Source organism: Vagococcus fessus (assembly GCF_003987565.1).
GTDB lineage: Bacteria > Bacillota > Bacilli > Lactobacillales > Vagococcaceae > Vagococcus_D > Vagococcus_D fessus.
In genome coordinates, this window is sequence record NZ_NGJY01000002.1 from 610,553 (window position 1) to 629,345 (window position 18,793).

Annotated in this window: 19 protein-coding genes; 12 read left to right on the forward strand and 7 right to left on the reverse strand. The window is 36.3% G+C overall.

What is annotated here, in order from left to right:
- The first annotated feature begins 76 nt into the window (after positions 1-76).
- The 3 genes from CBF31_RS07180 to guaA all read left to right on the forward strand — a co-directional run bounded on the left by CBF31_RS07180 (position 77) and on the right by guaA (position 3,300).
- Entirely contained in the window at positions 77-613 is a 537-nt protein-coding gene (locus CBF31_RS07180) for an acyl-CoA thioesterase (protein WP_126831702.1), read from the forward strand.
- A gap of 126 nt (positions 614-739) precedes the next feature.
- Positions 740-1,663, forward strand: coding sequence for a type I pantothenate kinase (coaA, locus tag CBF31_RS07185; protein WP_126831703.1), 924 nt, complete (start codon positions 740-742; stop codon positions 1,661-1,663).
- 80 nt (positions 1,664-1,743) lie between these two features.
- A complete protein-coding gene (gene guaA / locus CBF31_RS07190) occupies positions 1,744-3,300 on the forward strand; it encodes a glutamine-hydrolyzing GMP synthase (protein WP_126831704.1) in 1,557 nt (518 codons plus the stop codon).
- An 84-nt stretch (positions 3,301-3,384) separates the two neighbouring features.
- On the opposite strand, the gene CBF31_RS07195 is transcribed toward guaA, so the two are convergent.
- From CBF31_RS07195 to CBF31_RS07210, 4 genes are read right to left on the reverse strand one after another with little or no spacing between them, the layout of a single operon-like run.
- The gene (locus CBF31_RS07195) at positions 3,385-3,744 is read right to left on the reverse strand and encodes a hypothetical protein (RefSeq protein ID WP_126831705.1); all 360 of its coding nucleotides are present in this window, start codon (positions 3,742-3,744) and stop codon (positions 3,385-3,387) included.
- A gap of 1 nt (position 3,745) precedes the next feature.
- A complete protein-coding gene (locus tag CBF31_RS07200; protein WP_126831706.1) occupies positions 3,746-4,903 on the reverse strand; it encodes a site-specific integrase in 1,158 nt (385 codons plus the stop codon).
- Positions 4,896-5,105, reverse strand: a complete 210-nt coding sequence (locus CBF31_RS07205; protein WP_126831707.1) for a DUF3173 domain-containing protein — start codon at positions 5,103-5,105, stop codon at positions 4,896-4,898. The genes CBF31_RS07200 and CBF31_RS07205 overlap by 8 nt, the downstream gene beginning before the upstream one ends.
- Before the next feature lie 13 nt (positions 5,106-5,118).
- Positions 5,119-6,225, reverse strand: coding sequence for a replication initiation factor domain-containing protein (locus CBF31_RS07210; protein WP_281272809.1), 1,107 nt, complete (start codon positions 6,223-6,225; stop codon positions 5,119-5,121).
- Positions 6,226-6,596: 371 nt separating this feature from the next.
- On the opposite strand from CBF31_RS07210, the gene CBF31_RS07215 reads away from it, so the two are divergent.
- Positions 6,597-7,103, forward strand: coding sequence for a helix-turn-helix domain-containing protein (locus CBF31_RS07215; RefSeq protein ID WP_126831709.1), 507 nt, complete (start codon positions 6,597-6,599; stop codon positions 7,101-7,103).
- 679 nt (positions 7,104-7,782) lie between these two features.
- Here the strand turns inward: CBF31_RS07215 and CBF31_RS07220 are convergent.
- Entirely contained in the window at positions 7,783-8,259 is a 477-nt protein-coding gene (locus CBF31_RS07220; RefSeq protein ID WP_126831710.1) for a hypothetical protein, read from the reverse strand.
- A gap of 465 nt (positions 8,260-8,724) precedes the next feature.
- On the opposite strand from CBF31_RS07220, the gene CBF31_RS07225 reads away from it, so the two are divergent.
- The 4 genes from CBF31_RS07225 to CBF31_RS07235 all read left to right on the forward strand — a co-directional run bounded on the left by CBF31_RS07225 (position 8,725) and on the right by CBF31_RS07235 (position 11,508).
- Positions 8,725-9,408: a hypothetical protein gene (locus CBF31_RS07225; RefSeq protein ID WP_126831711.1), complete on the forward strand. Its 684-nt coding sequence runs from the start codon at positions 8,725-8,727 to the stop codon at positions 9,406-9,408.
- A 71-nt stretch (positions 9,409-9,479) separates the two neighbouring features.
- Positions 9,480-9,626: a hypothetical protein gene (locus CBF31_RS11030; RefSeq protein ID WP_170167904.1), complete on the forward strand. Its 147-nt coding sequence runs from the start codon at positions 9,480-9,482 to the stop codon at positions 9,624-9,626.
- A 139-nt stretch (positions 9,627-9,765) separates the two neighbouring features.
- Positions 9,766-10,230 carry a hypothetical protein gene (locus tag CBF31_RS07230; RefSeq protein WP_126831712.1) on the forward strand — a complete coding sequence of 155 codons (465 nt, stop codon included), beginning with the start codon at positions 9,766-9,768 and terminating at the stop codon, positions 10,228-10,230.
- A 60-nt stretch (positions 10,231-10,290) separates the two neighbouring features.
- Complete coding sequence (locus CBF31_RS07235; protein WP_126831713.1) at positions 10,291-11,508, forward strand: chloride channel protein; 1,218 nt, start codon at positions 10,291-10,293, stop codon at positions 11,506-11,508.
- A 36-nt stretch (positions 11,509-11,544) separates the two neighbouring features.
- On the opposite strand, the gene CBF31_RS07240 is transcribed toward CBF31_RS07235, so the two are convergent.
- Positions 11,545-13,482, reverse strand: a complete 1,938-nt coding sequence (locus CBF31_RS07240) for a Na+/H+ antiporter (protein WP_126831714.1) — start codon at positions 13,480-13,482, stop codon at positions 11,545-11,547.
- Positions 13,483-14,020: 538 nt separating this feature from the next.
- Here CBF31_RS07240 and CBF31_RS07245 point away from each other — a divergent pair.
- The 4 genes from CBF31_RS07245 to CBF31_RS07260 all read left to right on the forward strand — a co-directional run bounded on the left by CBF31_RS07245 (position 14,021) and on the right by CBF31_RS07260 (position 17,563).
- Positions 14,021-15,670 (forward strand): MutS-related protein, encoded by a 1,650-nt coding sequence (locus CBF31_RS07245; RefSeq protein WP_126831715.1) that lies wholly within the window; start codon positions 14,021-14,023, stop codon positions 15,668-15,670.
- A gap of 441 nt (positions 15,671-16,111) precedes the next feature.
- The gene (locus CBF31_RS07250; protein WP_126831716.1) at positions 16,112-16,735 is read left to right on the forward strand and encodes a helix-turn-helix domain-containing protein; all 624 of its coding nucleotides are present in this window, start codon (positions 16,112-16,114) and stop codon (positions 16,733-16,735) included.
- A gap of 66 nt (positions 16,736-16,801) precedes the next feature.
- On the forward strand, positions 16,802-17,170 hold the full coding sequence (locus CBF31_RS07255; RefSeq protein WP_126831717.1) for a VOC family protein: 369 nt from the start codon (positions 16,802-16,804) through the stop codon (positions 17,168-17,170).
- Between the two features lie 12 nt (positions 17,171-17,182).
- Complete coding sequence (locus CBF31_RS07260) at positions 17,183-17,563, forward strand: iron chaperone (protein WP_126831718.1); 381 nt, start codon at positions 17,183-17,185, stop codon at positions 17,561-17,563.
- Positions 17,564-17,597: 34 nt separating this feature from the next.
- Here the strand turns inward: CBF31_RS07260 and CBF31_RS07265 are convergent, their stop codons facing one another.
- The gene (locus CBF31_RS07265; protein WP_126831719.1) at positions 17,598-18,533 is read right to left on the reverse strand and encodes an Ada metal-binding domain-containing protein; all 936 of its coding nucleotides are present in this window, start codon (positions 18,531-18,533) and stop codon (positions 17,598-17,600) included.
- Between the last annotated feature and the right edge of the window lie 260 nt (positions 18,534-18,793).

An 18,793-nucleotide genomic window follows, 5' to 3' on the forward strand; every position in this document is an offset into this window, starting at 1 on the left:
AGTCAAATCTGTGCTATAATTAAAAATTATAAAAAATATTATAGCATCATCATAGCATGCTAGAGGAGTTTTGAATATGTCAAATGAAGAACGTACAACCAAAGCCTGCCGAGAATCACGCGTTATCCAAACTCATCGCGTCTTTCCAACTGATTTAAATTCACACGGCACACTCTTTGGTGGCAAACTAATGTCCCTAATCGATGATACGGCATCAATCTCAATCACCCGTCACTCTCGCCGTAATGCGGTGACTGCATCAATGGACCGATTGGATTTCTTACATCCAATCAATGAAAACCACTCTGTTTGTGTGGAAACGTATGTTAGCGGAACAGGTCGCAAATCTATGGAAGTCTTTGCCAAAATCATTGGAGAAGATTTAGTATCTGGCGATCGTTACTTAGCTGCAACTTGCTTCATGACCTTTGTAGCCGTGCCTTCTCTTGAAAAACCAGAGAAAGACTTTACTGTGCCAAAAGTTGTTCCTGAAACAGAAGAAGAAAAAATGGTAACAAGCGGTTACGAAGAGCGTCGCAAACGTGGCCTTCAAGAACTTGCCTTCCACGAACAGTTCTCGAAAACGGTCTCATTGGATGTTCCTTGGGGCTAACATTAAAACTTCGTTAGCAAAATACGATTTTTACTTATATATATAAGATATTTCAGACGCTTTGTGATAAAATAATTGCTAATAGATTCATAATCAGACGCACGAGATAATGGAGGCTTTAACTCAATGAATAGCACAAAGAAATTCCATCAGTTTTCTAGGGACGAATGGCAACGATTTTATCGTAACGGTATTCCCCCACTAACAGAAGACGAACTGCAAGAGATTAAAAGTTTAAACGACCGTATTTCATTACAAGACGTACAAGACATTTATATGCCTTTAACTCACTTGATTCATATTTATATGAAGGAATACGAATCACTCCAATTAAGCAAGGGCCTGTTTATGCAATCTTATCCAGGTGTCACACCATTTGTGATTGGAATCGCTGGAAGTGTTGCTGTCGGTAAGAGTACGACGGCTCGTTTACTACAAATGATGTTGTCACGTATCTTCAAACGTCGCAATGTCCAACTGATTACCACAGATGGTTTCTTGTATCCAAATAAGGTACTCGAAGAAAAAGGCATCATGCATCGTAAAGGATTTCCAGAGAGTTATGATATGGAACGATTGATTACCTTTCTTGAACAAGTGAAAAATCGTAAAGAAAATATCGAAACTCCCGTGTATTCTCACGATATTTATGATATTATTCCAAATAAGACTGAAACGATCAACGAACCTGATATCTTAATCGTCGAAGGGATTAATGTGTTACAAGTCCCTACTAGCGAACAAGTTTACATCAGCGACTTCTTTGATTTCTCAGTATACGTCGATGCCGAGCCAGAATTAATCGAAAAATGGTATCTCAACCGTTTCGGAAAATTACTCGACTCTGCTTTTCTTGACCCAGATAATTTCTACTACTCCTATGCAATAGGTGACCGCGAGGAAGCTTTTAATATGGCACGAAATGTCTGGCGTGACGTCAACTTAAAAAACTTGGAAGAATTCATCTTACCAACACGTAACAATGCCAACGTTATCTTACACAAAACAGAAGGTCATCAGATTGACCAAGTCTCTTTGAATAAGTATTAACCACGGCACAAACAGTGTATTAACAAGCTGATTTTTAATCAGTTTTAGATAAAAAACTATATAGATAAGGGTGAAGACACGTGACCAACGTTGCCAACATGACAACAATCGAAAAAGTAATCGTATTAGACTTCGGTAGTCAATACAACCAATTAATCACACGCCGTATTCGTGAATTTGGTGTGTTCTCAGAATTAATGAGCCACCGCATCACGGCGGAAGAAATTAAAGCCATCAATCCAAAAGGGATTATCTTCTCTGGCGGACCAAACAGCGTTTACGCTGACGATGCCTTCAAAGTAGACCCTGAAATCTTTAACTTAGGGATTCCAGTATTAGGTATCTGCTATGGTATGCAATTAATGACAGCTGAATTCGGCGGAAAAGTTGAAGCAGCTTCTAAAAAAGAATACGGCCAAGCCTTCATCGACATCCAAGATGCTAAAGCTGGTTTATTCGAAAACTTACCTGCTCGCCAACAAGTTTGGATGAGTCATGGTGATTTAGTAACGGAAGTCCCTGCTGGATTTGAAATCACAGCAACAAGTCCTGACTGCCCTATCGCAGCTATGGAAAACAAAGAGAAAAACTTCCACGCTGTACAATTCCATCCAGAAGTACGCCACTCTGAATACGGTAATGACTTATTACGTCACTTTGCCTTTGATATCTGTGGCTGTAAAGGCGACTGGACAATGGACAGCTTTATCGAAAGCGAAATCGCAAAAATTCGCGAAACAGTTGGCGATAAAAAAGTATTACTTGGCCTATCAGGCGGCGTAGACTCATCAGTAGTTGGTGTGCTTTTACAACGCGCTATCGGCGACCAATTAACATGTATCTTCGTAGACCACGGTTTACTACGTAAAGGCGAAGGCGACCAAGTTATGGATAGTCTATCAGGTAAATTCGGCCTAAACATTATCCGTGTGAATGCTAAAGAACGTTTCATGGACAAATTAGCAGGTGTTTCTGACCCTGAACAAAAACGTAAAATCATCGGTAACGAATTCGTTTACCTATTTGATGATGAAGCAACTAAATTAGACGGTATGGAATTCTTAGCTCAAGGAACTCTTTACACAGACGTTATCGAAAGTGGAACTGAAACTGCTGAAGTTATCAAGTCTCACCATAACGTAGGTGGACTTCCTGATGATATGCAATTCAAACTAATCGAACCTTTAAATACTTTATTCAAAGATGAAGTACGTGCTTTAGGTATCGAACTAGGAATGCCAGAAGAATTAGTATGGCGTCAACCATTCCCAGGACCTGGATTAGGTATCCGTGTTCTTGGTGAAATCACTGAAGAAAAATTAGAAATCGTTCGCGAATCTGATGCAATCTTACGTGAAGAAATCGCTGCTGCCGGTCTTGACCGCGACATCTGGCAATACTTCACAGTCTTACCTGGTATCCGTTCAGTCGGTGTTATGGGTGACGGACGTACTTATGACTACACTGTTGGTCTACGTGCAATCACATCTATCGATGGTATGACAGCTGACTTCGCTCGTATCGATTGGGATGTTTTACAAAAAATATCAGTACGTATCGTAAATGAAGTCGCACACGTTAACCGTATCGTGTACGATATTACATCTAAGCCACCAGCAACTGTTGAGTGGGAATAATTAACATAGCCTTAGAAGTCCTTTATTTAAAGGGTTTCTAAGGCTTTTTTATTGAAGTTGATAACAAATTGACAACAGTTTGTTTTATACAACATGTTCTTTCTTAATAATTCTCATCATATCTGCTTTAAAAGAAAGCATGATTTTATTCTGTGAAACATACGGATTACATGTTAGTCCATCAAACGATACTTTCACTTCTCCACGCTTATTAATCTCCATTTGGTCGATAATTGGTGTCTTACCTTCCACAGAAACACGAATCCCTTTATAATTTCTATCACGCATTAATACATCATACGTGTAAGCTACTATATTTTCAGTACGTTCTTGTCTGCCTGTAGTCTCATTTCTTATGTATTCAAATTTTGGCGAAACCTCAACTACAATAAAATCTGTTCCCAACTGTGCTACTAAATCATAATTTGTCATTTTCCAATCCATTCTATTTTCCTCTTTTCTTTATATACTGATTCCCATTAAATACTGGCTTATCAATTACTTTAGACGTTTGTTGAATATATCCACTTAATTTCTCTGCTACTTCTTTATGACTATTCGGGTATAAGTGTCCATAAGTACCTAGTGTCGTCTGAATATCCGAGTGACCTAACCTATCTCTTATAATCAAAGGTTGTTCATTCATTGAAATGAGTAACGAAGCATGGGAGTGCCTTAAATCATGTATTGTAATATCTTTAAGACCGCATAACTTAGACACTCGCTTCAAAATATGCCGTACCCCATGCTTATTACTAGGTAGCTCGTTGTACGATAAAATATAATCTGATTTCATTTGTTGCTCTCTCCATAATTTTAAATAACCTAAAGTATCCTCATCAACCGAAATAGTTCGTCTACTGCTAACCGTTTTAGTATCTGCATGTGAGAACTCCTCCGCATTCTTATAATGCATTGTTTTATCTATCCTTATCGACTTACCTAAAAAGTCAACGTCAGTCCACAGCAACGCTTGAGCCTCTCCAAAACGCATTCCTGTCATAAAGAGTAGCCATATACATAAAAAGGAGTAGAACTCATAATAATCACTTAAATCAAATACCGAAATAGCTAGCTCAAACTCTTCTTTTATCCAAAAATTCGCCACTCGTTTTTCTTTTTTTACATTACCAACCACTTTAGCTACATTTTTTGGGACAATACCTAAAACAACAGCTCTTTCTAGCGACATTGAAAACATACCAAACAATATTCTGACATACGAATTTTTAAGCGTCTTCTTCAAATTATTCTGCCATTTTTGAACATCCATTGGTGTGATTTCTGATAGCTTATACTTAAAGAAATACGAGAAATACTTTCTCATACCTGAATATCTTGTCTCAAATGTCGTCTCACTAACTCTACCTTGATACCACGGTACAAACGTCTCTTTGAAAAACATGCCGTAACTCATACTAGAGTTTGTTAAAAATGCCATCTTTCCGTAATCATTAAGCAATTCATTATAAGCTTGAGTCGCTGATTTTTTTGTCTTAAATCCTCTTCTAGTTTTTTGAATTCTCTTTCCCGTTTGCCTATCAAATCCTAAACTTGCCACAAAATAATAAGTGCCATTTTCATGCTTATAAACTTTAGCCATTAACTGCGCCTTTAGAACTCTCCTCAAAAGATAAGCCTAAAATTTCTTCCACTGCCGTTAATGGTACTCGTCCTAAGCGTTTACTGCTGTAATACACACAACCTTTAGCAATCATGAGATATTTCGCTCGTCTTATAATATCTTGTGATTGACTAGGACCATACCCCATTTCCATTAAATCTTTTTTTGTTATTGTCAGCATACCTTCATCCTCCTTAGTCTTTCTTCGTATTATCATTTATCCTAGTGACTAAATCCGACCTATTGACACTTACTACATAATCAATTGCTTTATCTGCCAGTTGCCTAGTGAATTGTGCATTTTCGGAACACGATTCTATATCCATATCTTCTGCCAAAACTTTTTCCTTCGATAACATTTGAAATAATACATATGCCGACAGCGCTCCGCCATTAACTAACCAATCAAACGTATCTCTTAAACTTGAATGATTGTCTGCTCTACTCGTTTTAATCTCTCTCACAGAACCTAAATACCTTTCCCAAAATCTAGCTACTGTATTCAAATTTCCATTTGAAAAAAATATCAATTCATTTTTTACAATCCCACGACCAATATCTAATATCGTATAATTACTATTAGCAATCATGTCACACACATCTGTTGCCGTTTCATTTTTTAATTCGAGTTCCAAACGTGTCCATTGACCTATTTCTTCTACAGCTTGATTAGTTTTGATCGCTTGCTCTTTATCTTTCTCATAAATTCTAAACATTAATGCCGAACCTCTTGACCCAATATTTAATGTTTTAGCAGTCTCTTTACCACGATATTTACTCTCATGTATTGTAAACTTCCTATTTCTCGATTCATACTCCCCTCGTTTGCATTTTTTTATCAATTGCTCTATCTTAAAGTAAGGGGTTTCATTTCTGTCATCAATCGCTAAATCCAATCGTGTAATCTTTAGATTATGGCTGTACCTGGTCAAGATATAGCGAAAAAACATTTGCCAATCTCTTTCTAATTTTTCTAATAAGAATTCAAATAATGTACAAGCTTCGCCACTTAACGCTACTAAAAACTCACTTTTACTAGTTTCTTGCGTATAAAACTTTATCGAACCGTAAGAATAACAACTATCATACTCCTTAAATTTCACTCGTGATTCCGTCACACTAAACAACTCTTTATCAATTCCTAAAATATCTGAGCATAATTTATCAATATCTATGTCATATACAATCATTTGTAACCAGTCAATTTTAGCTGATAAATTAGCCTCTTTTTTCCCAATTTTAACGCCTCCTACTTTGATTTTTTTTGTGCTAAATTTTAGGGGTCTAAAATGCTTTAACAACGGGCTTGCGCAGTGTTTTCCACAGTAATGTTAGGGTGCTATTAGAGACGCACCCATCAAAAAAACGGACAATTGACTATTCTAAACATGCTCAACTAACCAAAATAAAATATTTCATTTTTGACTAAAATACTCCTTAGGTATAGTTAAACTTTACCATCTACAAACGAAGTATAATCCTTGTTTACTTTTAAGTCAATAAGTAAAATATATCTTTACTAAATTAAGTTAAATGATACTATATTATTAATAATAACTAACTTTGCATTTATAAAGCTCATAATAACAATAAATAAAAATTCTGATTTTTAAAAAATAAAATAAATAATAACACTATAAAAATATAACTACTAAAAGGAGCGCCACATTTCATGGAGCATTTAGAAAACTTTGCAAAACAAGTGAAATCATACAGACTTTACAACAAGCTTACTCAAACAGAACTTGGACAAACAATTGGAGTATCGAAACAAAGTATTATCAATTATGAAAAAGGTACTTCTTTTCCTTCTGGAGAACGCCTATCCAAATTATCCAAATTAATAGGAATGGAACCTACCGAACTTTTACAACACGATAATTTTAAATCTTCTGAGGAACTGGAATGGAAATTTTGGATTAACGAACATGGAAAATTTGAACTTAACCTAATTCAAAGTGATTATAGTAACTTAAATGAAAGTGAACGTAAGAAAATACTGCTCAACTACATGAAAGACAACATGGAAAGCGTACAAATAAAACAAGCAATTACTCAATTCTTCAAACTCCAAAAAGAAACAGTAAGCGAACAATATACTAATGAATTAATTCAGAATACTTTAAATCCAGAGTTATTATTCGATGGCGATATTACAGTAACCAATACAAAAGATTAAAAGCGTGGTTCAGAGAACTTGATTGGTTAGAGCAAGCTTATTATTTCTCTCACTATTTTTTTACCTTCTAAAGCTCTATTTGATCAGCATAAAAGAGGGTTGGCAAAAGGCTGATTGGTACCTATTAAACTTTTTATCTATCTTCCTAGCTCTTATATACTAAAAAAGTTGATACCTGAATAAACAGATACCAACTCATTATAACTATCAAAGCCTATCGGCTCACGCTGATGAGACATCAACTTCCGCCTAAAAATGGACGTCTTAACCTCACGGCACGACTTCGACGAGGAGACCTCGCCAACCATTTTTCACGGCTTTAATAACTACTTCCAACCACTCTTTTTAGATACAAAATGTATCATTTGAATTGACAACATTTTGATAACACATCTTATAATTTACTATCAAATATAGATAACTAATAACATTAAAAACTACTCTAATACCGCTTAAAACCTGACTTTCAAATAACAGGTTTTCGAGTGGGAATAGAATAAATAGCCTTAGAAGTCCTTTGTTTAAAGGGTTTCTAAGGCTTTTTTGTTACTTGCGATACCAATCTGATACCACTGATTTAATTGGCAATAACTCACGACTCGGAACTACTTCCCTAACCTAATGAAAATAAATTAGATACAATAATTCCATTATCACTAAGCACAAAAATTTATTATTCTTACTTTACATCTTTTTTATCCATAAATTGATTTAGGTCTGTTTTATCTGCATCATTAGCTAATGCTTCAATTATTACATCCTGAATAACAAGTAGTTTTTTCTTTTCAAAAAATGGTACAGCTAGATAATAGTCTGACCCAGCTCTCTGAATAACTAATGTTGTCAGTATGCCACTACACAAAACACCTACACCAATGAGTAACATAATCAACGCCCCCAAAAAGGTAGACCCTATCATTGATAATGCTATAAAAATAATAATAATACCGATAATAAATGGCTTAATTTTGTACTGTGATGATAAACTTGCGGCACTAATATTTTTCAAAGGGATACTTTGATTAGCTTTTCCTGCAGGAATAAATCCTAAAATAGTATTTCCTGTAGATGTTTTAACAAATCTTGAATCTACCTCGATATAACCTTTCACCCAAAAAAATAATGGGGATAAAGAAAATATAACTTTTTTATCCATATTAAACTCTCCCATTTAATTAATATTTTTATTCAACATCTCTTTTAAATATTCTATCAATAGCAATTGCATAAAACAGTACCCGACTTGTATAAGATCGACTGAGATGACGGAGTTTTCTAAATGGAATAAAGTAGTTATCTACTTTATCAGTACTAACAGTTGAGTAATTCACCTAAACTTCTATTGTATGTTAATAATTACCATTCCACATTATACACCTTACAAGTATATTCAAATAATACATTTAGATTAAATAACATTTAGATACTCTGCTTTCATTGATTACTTTAAACGATATTACCTCTTAATCCTTTATCAATTCTTTTAGTCTTCCTACACCCATGATACCTTGAAACAATCTGGATATGAGAGAATCTTAATTTCCTAAATAGCTCTTCTTATTGATCAAACTTTTTTCATTTAATGGTATAATTTTATAAAATAAGGAAGGTGGTTTTATTTATGATTCGCCTAAACAAACTCGCATTACTGTCACTTTTGTTGATTTTCTCTTATTTTTTAGTTGCCTGTCATTCGCCACACGTCGTTCAATCAACTGCTGAAACTGCTATGACATCCGAAACCACCACACAAGAAACTAGCCCTTCAACTCACATTGATACTCTACCCGAAATTAGTTCTGAAAATGAAAGTAATGGGGTTCTCTATCCCGTCTTTATAGAAAATGACATCGGCACACCTTTAAACACACTCATTGAACAAGCCATTCCAACTATTTCAGAACAGTACCCTAACCAACACTTCCAATACACCGTCTCTTTACTCAATGATTCCTACTTATCTCTTATTTTTGATGCAGATATTACAGATGGGGCTTACCCTCATCATGCCCTTTCAACACTTAATATTAACCTAGCTACTCTAACTCCCTTAAAACTTTCAGATGTCGTACCTTTGGATGATACTTTTTATACTCAATTAAAAAAAGAAGTCACGTCTACTTTAGCTGACTTAACACTTCCCCCCGAAGCATTACCTTTCGCTAATATAAAAGAACGTATCACCCAACTGGAAAACTCATCAAGTCATGATACCCAATTTTATCTGACTGATAACCAACTTACGCTGTTATTTGAAGTGCCGCACGTACTTGGTGACACCTTTACTATTAATATACCGTACTAGAATTTATCAACATTTTTCTTTTAATGCACTCACCTAAAAAATAAGGTATATTATTAGATGAGGTGATTAACATGGGAAAATATCTATTCGATAATAAAGGGCAAGCTGCTATTACAAAATTTTACGAAAAAAATAAACCTGAAAAATTCGATAAAAAGCAACAAGTAAAAGCGCTCCGTGAAAAAATGCTAAAAAACAAAAAGAAAACTGATAAATAATAACAGTTAAAAAAGCTTAGATCTCATCAATATAGATCTAAGCTTTTTGCGTTTCTTACCCCTATTTCCTTCAGGCTCCCACGCTACTTTTCAGACCATCTCTGCTATACTTTAGATAACACTAATGGAGGTGGGATTAATGGAAAACTTCAGCACATTCTTTTCATCTGGCGAATACTTACGTGATTTATCTATTGCTCTATATGCTGGGATTATCTTGTGGGCACTTGGTATTTTTTATGACCGCAAGCAGGCGGCACGTCGTTCAAATGAAGATAAAGCAGAATCCCTTGAAGACCATTATGCCGACATGCTTGGTGCTGCGGCTAGTTTTTTAAGAATTGACGAGTCTTATCCAGTCTTTGTTAAAGATGAAATTGACGTCAAATTTAGTATGAGTGGGAAAAATTTTGCTCGTGTTCTCAATTCTATCGATACCAAGCGCTATGAAAAATACTACGGTGACACTGATCTTATTCGGTTAAATAATATTCTAGATAACATTTTAGCGCTCGATCATAACGCTTATGAAAAGGTCTTAGATGCACAAGAGTTAGTGCATAAGGTGGTAAAAAATGTTCGTACCTGTCACAGAAGGTTGTAAGCATGATACACTTGAATGACACTATTTCTTTAAAAGACATTAGAACAGGAGCTTACTTTTATGACTAAAATTAATTTAAGCGCCCGTATTCTTTTTTACGGCGCTCTTTTGAGTACTCTCATCGGAGGAATTTCTTTTATTTTTATCTATTTAGAAAGTACTATTTCTCATTATTTATGGGCTAGTTTACTACGCGACACCCCATTGAAGCCTTTATTTATCTTAGGATTCACACTATTAGGCGGTTTAATCGTAGGTAGCTTACGCTTAAAATGGGGCAACTACCCTCAAACAGCTCATGACACTATCCATCAGTTAAAAGAACATCAAACCGTTGATTACTCTCCTGCTTTTAAAAGCTTAACGGTTGCCTTAGTGATTTTAATTTTTGGAGCAGGGGTTGGACCTGAAGCGGCTTTACTTGGAGCGATTGTGATGCTGTCGGTCTGGCAAGCGGATAAGATGCGCTACCTGGTAGCTAATCACCCAGAACTTGATAGCTTACCGTTCTCTAAACGGTTGTCACGGATGCTTCATCCTACTCGTTATCTTCTGAGATATAAACAAGAAAATCGCCATCCTAAGTTAGCTCCCATCAAAAAATATATCTATGGCTTCTTCATCTTTAATGGCCTTGTCGCCTTTTTTATTTTAATGAAATTAACCAAACAACCTTCCTTTATCAGTAAGATGGGGCCCACACATTGGCAAGCGAAAGAGTTGTTGCTGTTTATCCCATTACTTCTATTGGGCGCTCTCGCAGGTAAAGGCTATCGGTCATTTGAAATTAAAGCTAGTCAGTGGTTTAATTTTTGGATAGATCAACCGATTAAGAAAGCCTTATTAGGTTCCTTAGCTATTTTTACTATTGGATTAGTCACACCGAGCTTACTTTTTTCAGGACAAACCTCACTTGGTGATGTCCCTAATGATTATCAAAAATTCTCTCTTTTAATACTAGTTACTATTGTCCTGTTAAAATTACTATTCCTACAAATCTGCCTCCATACAGGATGGATTGGTGGCGATATTTTCCCAATTGTTTACTCGGCTATTAGCCTTGGGTTTGGTCTTTCTAAAATTTTCCCATCTTTTGATACGACCTTTATCGTGGCAGTAGTGGCAACTTCTATGGCAGTTACGATTTTAAAATCCCCTATTGGCGTCGCTATTTTTATAGCCCTCTTTTTCCCTATCGAGGTGCTACCTGTCATCGTGATGACAGCCCTAGCAATCAAGGTAATCTATGCTTTCAGTACAAAAAGAATAGCCTACTAAAAAAAAAGACCCCAAGGGTCTTTTTTTAGTATCATCTTACACCATATACTGAATAGTATTTTCAATCGCCAGTAAGTTTTCACGGTAGACGCGCATTTCATTACGGTTAATGTCACCTAGTTCGAAAGCATCTTGAATACTATCGCGCTCTAACTGAATCGCATACGTCAACCACTCGTCAACACGGTCAACTGAGGCACGTCCTGCTCTAGGACCTCGGTGTTGTAGTCTAGCAAAGTAAAAATCCACCAACTCTTGTGGGAAAGCATCTTGGTCTAATTCCTCCAGATGGTTAAGCACATAGTCACGGTTACTCTGCTTCAAGTACTCACGCTCTGCTCGTCGGTCTTCAAAGTTACCTGAACGGAATTTGGCAAAACGTAATTTTTTACGAATCAAACGCCCATAGAACATTTGACTGCGGTAACTTTTATCATGAGTTAATCGGTACAAGCGTTTATTCAATCGTCTTAGATTTAAGAACGCTGTTTGGAAACTCACTTTCCCATTTGCCATCTGACTAATCGTATCCACGTACTTCCATTTTAAAATGGTTTCCATCAAACGGTCCTGACTGTCATCTGTCTCATCCGAATTCAATAACGTAATAATACGGTCATTGTACATCGTAATCACACGTTCTACGGCTAGATGATTCTCTTCCGTTTCTTGTGCTTTTAGTTGTAAGATAACATCTCTTAAAATCTCAATTTCCTTCTCATGAGCCATACGCTCAGTTGAACTTTCTTTTTCTTCTGCAAACAATGGCATCGCAAAGTTGGCTAAGATCAGCGTCGCGATAATCACACCACCAGCAATACTAATCATCAGCTCACGTTCCATGAAGGCCGATCCATCTGCTAAAAAGATAGGCAAACTCAAGGCACTGACTAGCGTAATCGTCCCACGGACACCTGATATCGTATATAAGAATGACGTCCCTAAACGGTTGTCACCTTTTTTATCGAAGTTCTTGAATAACCAGAAACAAATAAAACGAATAGCTAATAAAATAGCGGTAATACTTAAAATATATAGAATTAAAGTGACATTGCTAATATTGTTATTTTCCCATACGACACGAATAACACGTGGCAGTTGTGTTCCTAATAATACGAAAACCAAGCCATTTAAACTAAAGCTTAAAATCGACCACGTATTTTTTGATAACACTGTCAACTGCGCAACCTCTGGTGTCACCTTATTGTAACTAAATGAATAAACAATCCCACCACTGACCGCAGCTAAGATACCATTCACGTGGAAGTGCTCGGCTACTAAAAAGATACCAAATGGTAACAGTAACTCTAACAACATAAACGATACGGTACTTTCAATTCCTTGGCTTCGCAACCAACGAACCAGTTGCATCGCTAGGAAACTAATCACTATTCCGACTAAAATCCCACCTAATGAAATCAGTACAAAACTAATACTGGCATTAGTGAATGAGAATAGTCCTGTTAATAATGCTGCCGACGCGAATTGGAAAGACACCAACCCCGACGCATCATTGATTAACGACTCTCCCTCAAGCGTGTGCATAATCCGATGAGGGATTTTTACTTTCTCCGCCAAGGCTGACACCGCAACTGGATCAGTCGGTGCGAGTGCTGCGGCTAAGGCAAAACTGGCAGCCCACGGTGCCGATGGAATCAACCAGTGAATAAAGCTCCCTAAAGCAGCAACCGTCACAAAGACTAAGCCGATCGACAAGACCAAGACTGCTTTGCGCTCTTTCCAAAGTGATTTCTTATCCACATTTGCCCCATCATTAAATAACAACGGTGCTAAAAATAATAACATAAACAATTCTGACCCTAACTCAAAACTATGTAACCCTGTTGGTACAGCAATAATAATCCCTAACGCTACTTGGATCAACGGAATAGCGATATTTGGGATAAAACGATTGATAATATTTGATGCTAACACCATAGCTAACATCAGCAAAATCATTTCTACAATCTGCATAGACTCCCTCTCTTACTCGTTATTTATAACACTAGTTTATTATAATAAGAGGAAAAGATATAGTATAAGCTCTTCGAGGAAAAGGAAGTTTAGTAATTATTAATATTCTAAACATACTATTCCCATTTGACTTTACACAAAATAGGGCTAAAATTAACATTAAAAAAGGATTTTTTTCCTGAGAAAGGGTGTTACCATGATTATTAAATACACTCAGCAACTTATCTCACTATTTCTTATCTTGTCGACTGCCCTACTAATTGTAACCGCTATCCTTTATACACAACTTCCCGCCACTATTTCTATTCCATTTAATTTTATTCTAACCACTCCTATTTCCTTTGGTAGTAAAGCCTATATCTTCACCTTACCTGCTATGGTCTTTCTGACATCCGGTTCTTGGCGTTACTTTAGTCACTCGTATTCTACTCTCGTTCATTTTGGTTTCTTCTTACTTAATACCGTCACACTATTTGCCTCTTGCTATTACCTACTATTACTTATACTCACTTAATGACCTGAAAGGACTTATACTCTTATGCCATTTTTATTTTTAGTCGTTGGTTTTATTGTCTTCATCCTTATCGCTACCTCTATCAGCGATGCTCTTATCCGCTTTAAGCATCAAAAAGAATTGTATCAAAACTGGGGAAAGGGTGGGCCTTTAAAGGAAAAAGATAGCGAGGACAGTTTAAAGCGAAGCCTTTTTTCTCATCTTAATGAAACAGACTTTGATTTTTTTGTTGATGATCAAACTTGGGGTGATCTTGATATGCAATCTCTCTTTAGAAAAATAGATATCTCTCATTCTAGCCTTGGCTCTCATTATTTATATACCCAAATGAGAGGTGTTTCTTTCACGCAGGATATGACACTTTCTATTCTGAAAAACTACTTTAAAACCAATTTTGATACCTTAATTAAAACTCAGTTATTATTTAAACGTTTGGGGAAGAAAGAAGAAACCTACATACAGTCAACTCTACCTACTGAACCCAATAGCTTACTGAAATCACTGTTCTTTCATTTTTTCGGTATCTTGCCTGTAATAGGACTTATTCTTAGCATCCGCTTTCCCTATGTAGGAGCGATTATCACGTTAGCTGCGATTTGTTTTAATATTCTCTATCACATCGTTACCAAATTTTTATTAGATAAAAACATTAGTGAATTAGCCTATACGATGCGCACTTTAGCTTTTTCAACTCGATTGGCTAAAACAGAATTTCCACTACAAGATAAATTAGCCCAAGCCGTTCACCCTTTTAGAAAGGCACGCTTTTTAGGCTATATTTTCAGAGAGAAGACCGCCACGACTATTGAATTTCTTCTTGATTATCTTTGTATGATGTTTATGATTCCTTATATTTCTATTGATTGGTTGACGCGAAAAATAACAATCCATTCTGAAAACTTTGAAACTATATTGGCTATTTCTGGCAAAACGGAGATGGCTATTTCACTTTTAAATTATGAAGAAACACTGCCTTATTTTTGTATTCCGATTTTAAAAGAAGGCTCACAGCCCAGTATTACTGCTAAACAACTTTATCATCCCTTATTAGATCATGCAATTTCTAATGACCTAACCTTTAATCAGATTCTTTTGATTAGTGGTGACAATGCTTCCGGGAAATCCACTTATTTAAAAGCCTGTGCGATAAATGGTATCCTAGCTCAAACCATCGGAATTGCTTTAGCTGAACAATTTGAAATGGTACCTGGCGTTATGACAACCACGATGACAACTCATGATAATATCGACATAGGCGATAGTTCTTTCATTGCAGAGGTGAAAGCAATCAAACGCATGATTACCAGTCTGACACCAGATTTCCCGACTTACTTATTTATTGATGAGATTTTTAAGGGGACAAATACAATCGAGCGTTTAGCTGCTGCCACCTCAATCATTCAGTGGCTCGCTTCCGAACATCAGCTTGCTATGATTTCAACTCATGATATTGAGCTAACGACTCTCTCAGATCAGGTGGTCAAAAACTACCATTTCAGCGGGCGGACACAAGATAACAAAATTATCTATGACTATCTATTAAAAGACGGGGCGACAACCTCTCGAAATGCAATTGAGATTCTGCAAATCGAAGACTTTCCCCAATCGATTATTACAACTGCTGAAAAACTTATTACCTATTACGAAGAAAATCATACTTGGCGTCTTGATTAGTTCTATAATGAAGATAAGAACTCGAACTGCCACTCGTCCGTTACTTGATGCGCTATTTAGAAAGGACGTCTTTATTATGGAAAAACAGTTTCCCACTCACTCTACAATTATCAAACGTCATATCGCTTATACTCTCAATTTTAATATCGTTCAATTTCTCATTTTAACCCTCACGTTTCATTACCTAGGAAGTATCTATTTAAATTTTATTCCATGGGCCCTATTTCTCATGATTAATTTTTATCTTGTCATATATGTCATCAAAAATAGAACGTAATATCTAGCCAACAACTTAACGAGTTGCTGGCTTTTTATATTCCTATGATTACAATAGCTGACTTAACCCCCCCTTAAAATTAGGATGTGCGACAGTCGCACGTCACCTCACACTCCTATTAAGCAAAATGTATGGTAGATTAAATTTAGAAAGGAGGGCCTCTATTGGAAATTGGTAAAAAAATAAAAGCACGTCGTACTGAGCTAGATATGACACAAGCTCAGCTAGCTGAAAAAATACACGTTAGTCGGTCTACCATATCCAATTGGGAAATCGGTCGAAACTATCCTGACATCCAGATGATTGTCGACCTCTCTTATTGCCTGGATATATCGATAGATACACTACTTAAAGGAGATGATGTTGTCGTGACTCACATCACAAATGATACACGCTTACGAAAGAAACAGGCATTCTATATTAAAGGATTGGTTGCTTTACTTGTTTTAATACTATTACCACTAGGCTATTACTCTATTATTAATTACCAAAAATGGATAGACAACCCTAAACAAATTAAGAAAATTGAAATTACAGATACACGCGTCAATATCGATTTCAATTTACCGCCTTATCTTACGGCCACTGGCTTTGCCATTGCCACACCATCCAAACCTAAAGATGCTAATACATTAGAGCTCTATATTTCAACTAGTTTTGACTATCGATTTCAGAAAAAAGATAACTTAAGTATTCACCTGTCACCCAATCTTATTCCTAATAAAGTAAAGGCCGTAAAAATAAAACTATACGACCAAGATAAAACTATTGCCACCAAAGTCAGATAAGCATATTAATTTATTATCTCTTCCCCACACGATATATTAGTAGTATCAAAGAAATGAGGGATTAGGATGATTAATCAATTAACTGTAATGTTATACGTCACCAACATAGAAGAAACTGCTACGTTTTGGGAAACTTATCTAGGATTTACACGAGAGCAAACACTGGAGCTCGGACCGTCAACATCTATCGTTTTAGGTAACAACCATAACTTTTCAATACAACTATTCGAATCAGACTTTATCAAACAAGTCTCGCCAGAAGTATCAACCGAGACCCCTTCACTTATGTTAAAGACTGCTAATTTAGAAGTCTTACATACTAAATTAAAAACAGCAGGCACTTTCGTTAGTGATATCACCGATCACGGTGGTCACGAGTCATTCAATTTTGCAGACAACGAAGGCCGTTACTTCGCTTGTTCTGAAAGTAATTAGGGAGGTAACACTATGACAAAACTAGATAACTTTAATGACTACTTAGTCAAAATTGACAACCCTGTCCACCGCGAACAGTTGACAGAGGTTTTACAATGGGTGATTGATGAATTCCCCACACTTGAAACAAAAATCGCTTGGAACCAGCCCATGTATACAGATCACGAAACTTTCATCGTCGGTTTTAGCATTGCCAAGCCTCATTTTGCAGTAGCACCTGAGGGCATTGTCATCGAAAAATTCGCAGATAAAATCGAAGAAGCTGGTTATAACATGGGTAAAAAATTCATGCGAATCAAATGGGATCAACCCGTTGATTACGACTTACTTCGTGAGATTATTCAATACAATATTGATGAAAAGAAAGACTGCACCACATTCTGGCGCAAATAAAAAAGACCAACTAAGGTCTTTTTTGTTTGCTTTTTTATGGATAACATCTCTTACACGGATTATAACCTGCGTTTATTGCGTCTTCTCTAGTTGATAACTCTACACGATGATTTGGTTTTGTTTGATTAACGCTTGAACAACTGTTTTTATGAAACTTATGCGTATTAGAATTACCTACATAAGACGTCCCAATAGATGATGGCTGTTGTTCTTCTGTTTGTCCCATCACACCTTGGATTTGATTGCTTTCTTTTTGTCGTGCTTCTTCTGCTAATCTAGATTCCTCTGCTTTTCTCGCAGCGGTTGCTTGTCTAGTTGCTTCTGCCTGTCTAGCTTCTTCCGCTTTCTTAGCTTCTTCGGCTTTCTTAGCTTCTTCCGCTTTCTTAACTTCTTCCGCTTTCCTAGCCTCTTCCGCTTTCTTGGCTTCTTCGGCTTTCTTAGCTTCTTCGGCTTTCTTGGCTTCTTCGGCTTTCTCAGCTTCTTCGGCTTTCTTAGCTTCTTCCGCTTTCTTGGCTTCTTCGGCTTTCTTAGCTTCTTCCGCTTTCTTAGCTTCTTCCGCTTTCTTGGCTTCTTCGGCTTTCTTAGCTTCTTCGGCTTTCTTGGCTTCTTCGGCTTTCTTAGCTTCTTCTTTTTTATCTATTTTTTCTTTTTTTGGAGCAGCGTAGAGTCCTTGTACTGCTGCAGTATCTTTTAATTCTGTCTTCTCAAACAAGTTACTCGATACCCCCAGGACAACTGCAGAAACTAACAATAGTATGCCTTTAGGAAGCTTAGTTTCTTTTTTCCTAAACATCAGGATAATCGAATAAATAACACTTCCTAACGACCCAATCACGACAAGAGGCAATAAGATCGACCTCACTAATAATAACACTGCCGCCCCCACGACATACAAAAATTCTTTCGACTTAGTTCTGTAATACATCACTAAACCAAGTACAATACCCACAATCCCTAACACATTTAACATAACAACTCTCCTTACTTTTCAACACATGATAAATCTATTATATATGAAAACCCTTACTAGTAAAGATTAAAATAACACTTTTCATAAAGGAGAATATTTCTGCAAACAATTTATATAAAATGAAAACCAAGATTTTACTTGCACCCTATTACATTGTTCTTAAATTAAATTTATATGAGTCAAGATAGCTTAGATACCTGATGTTTACGGTGTAATAGTCATGATATCTATTAATAAAAAACTCTTAAAGTCACTATTAA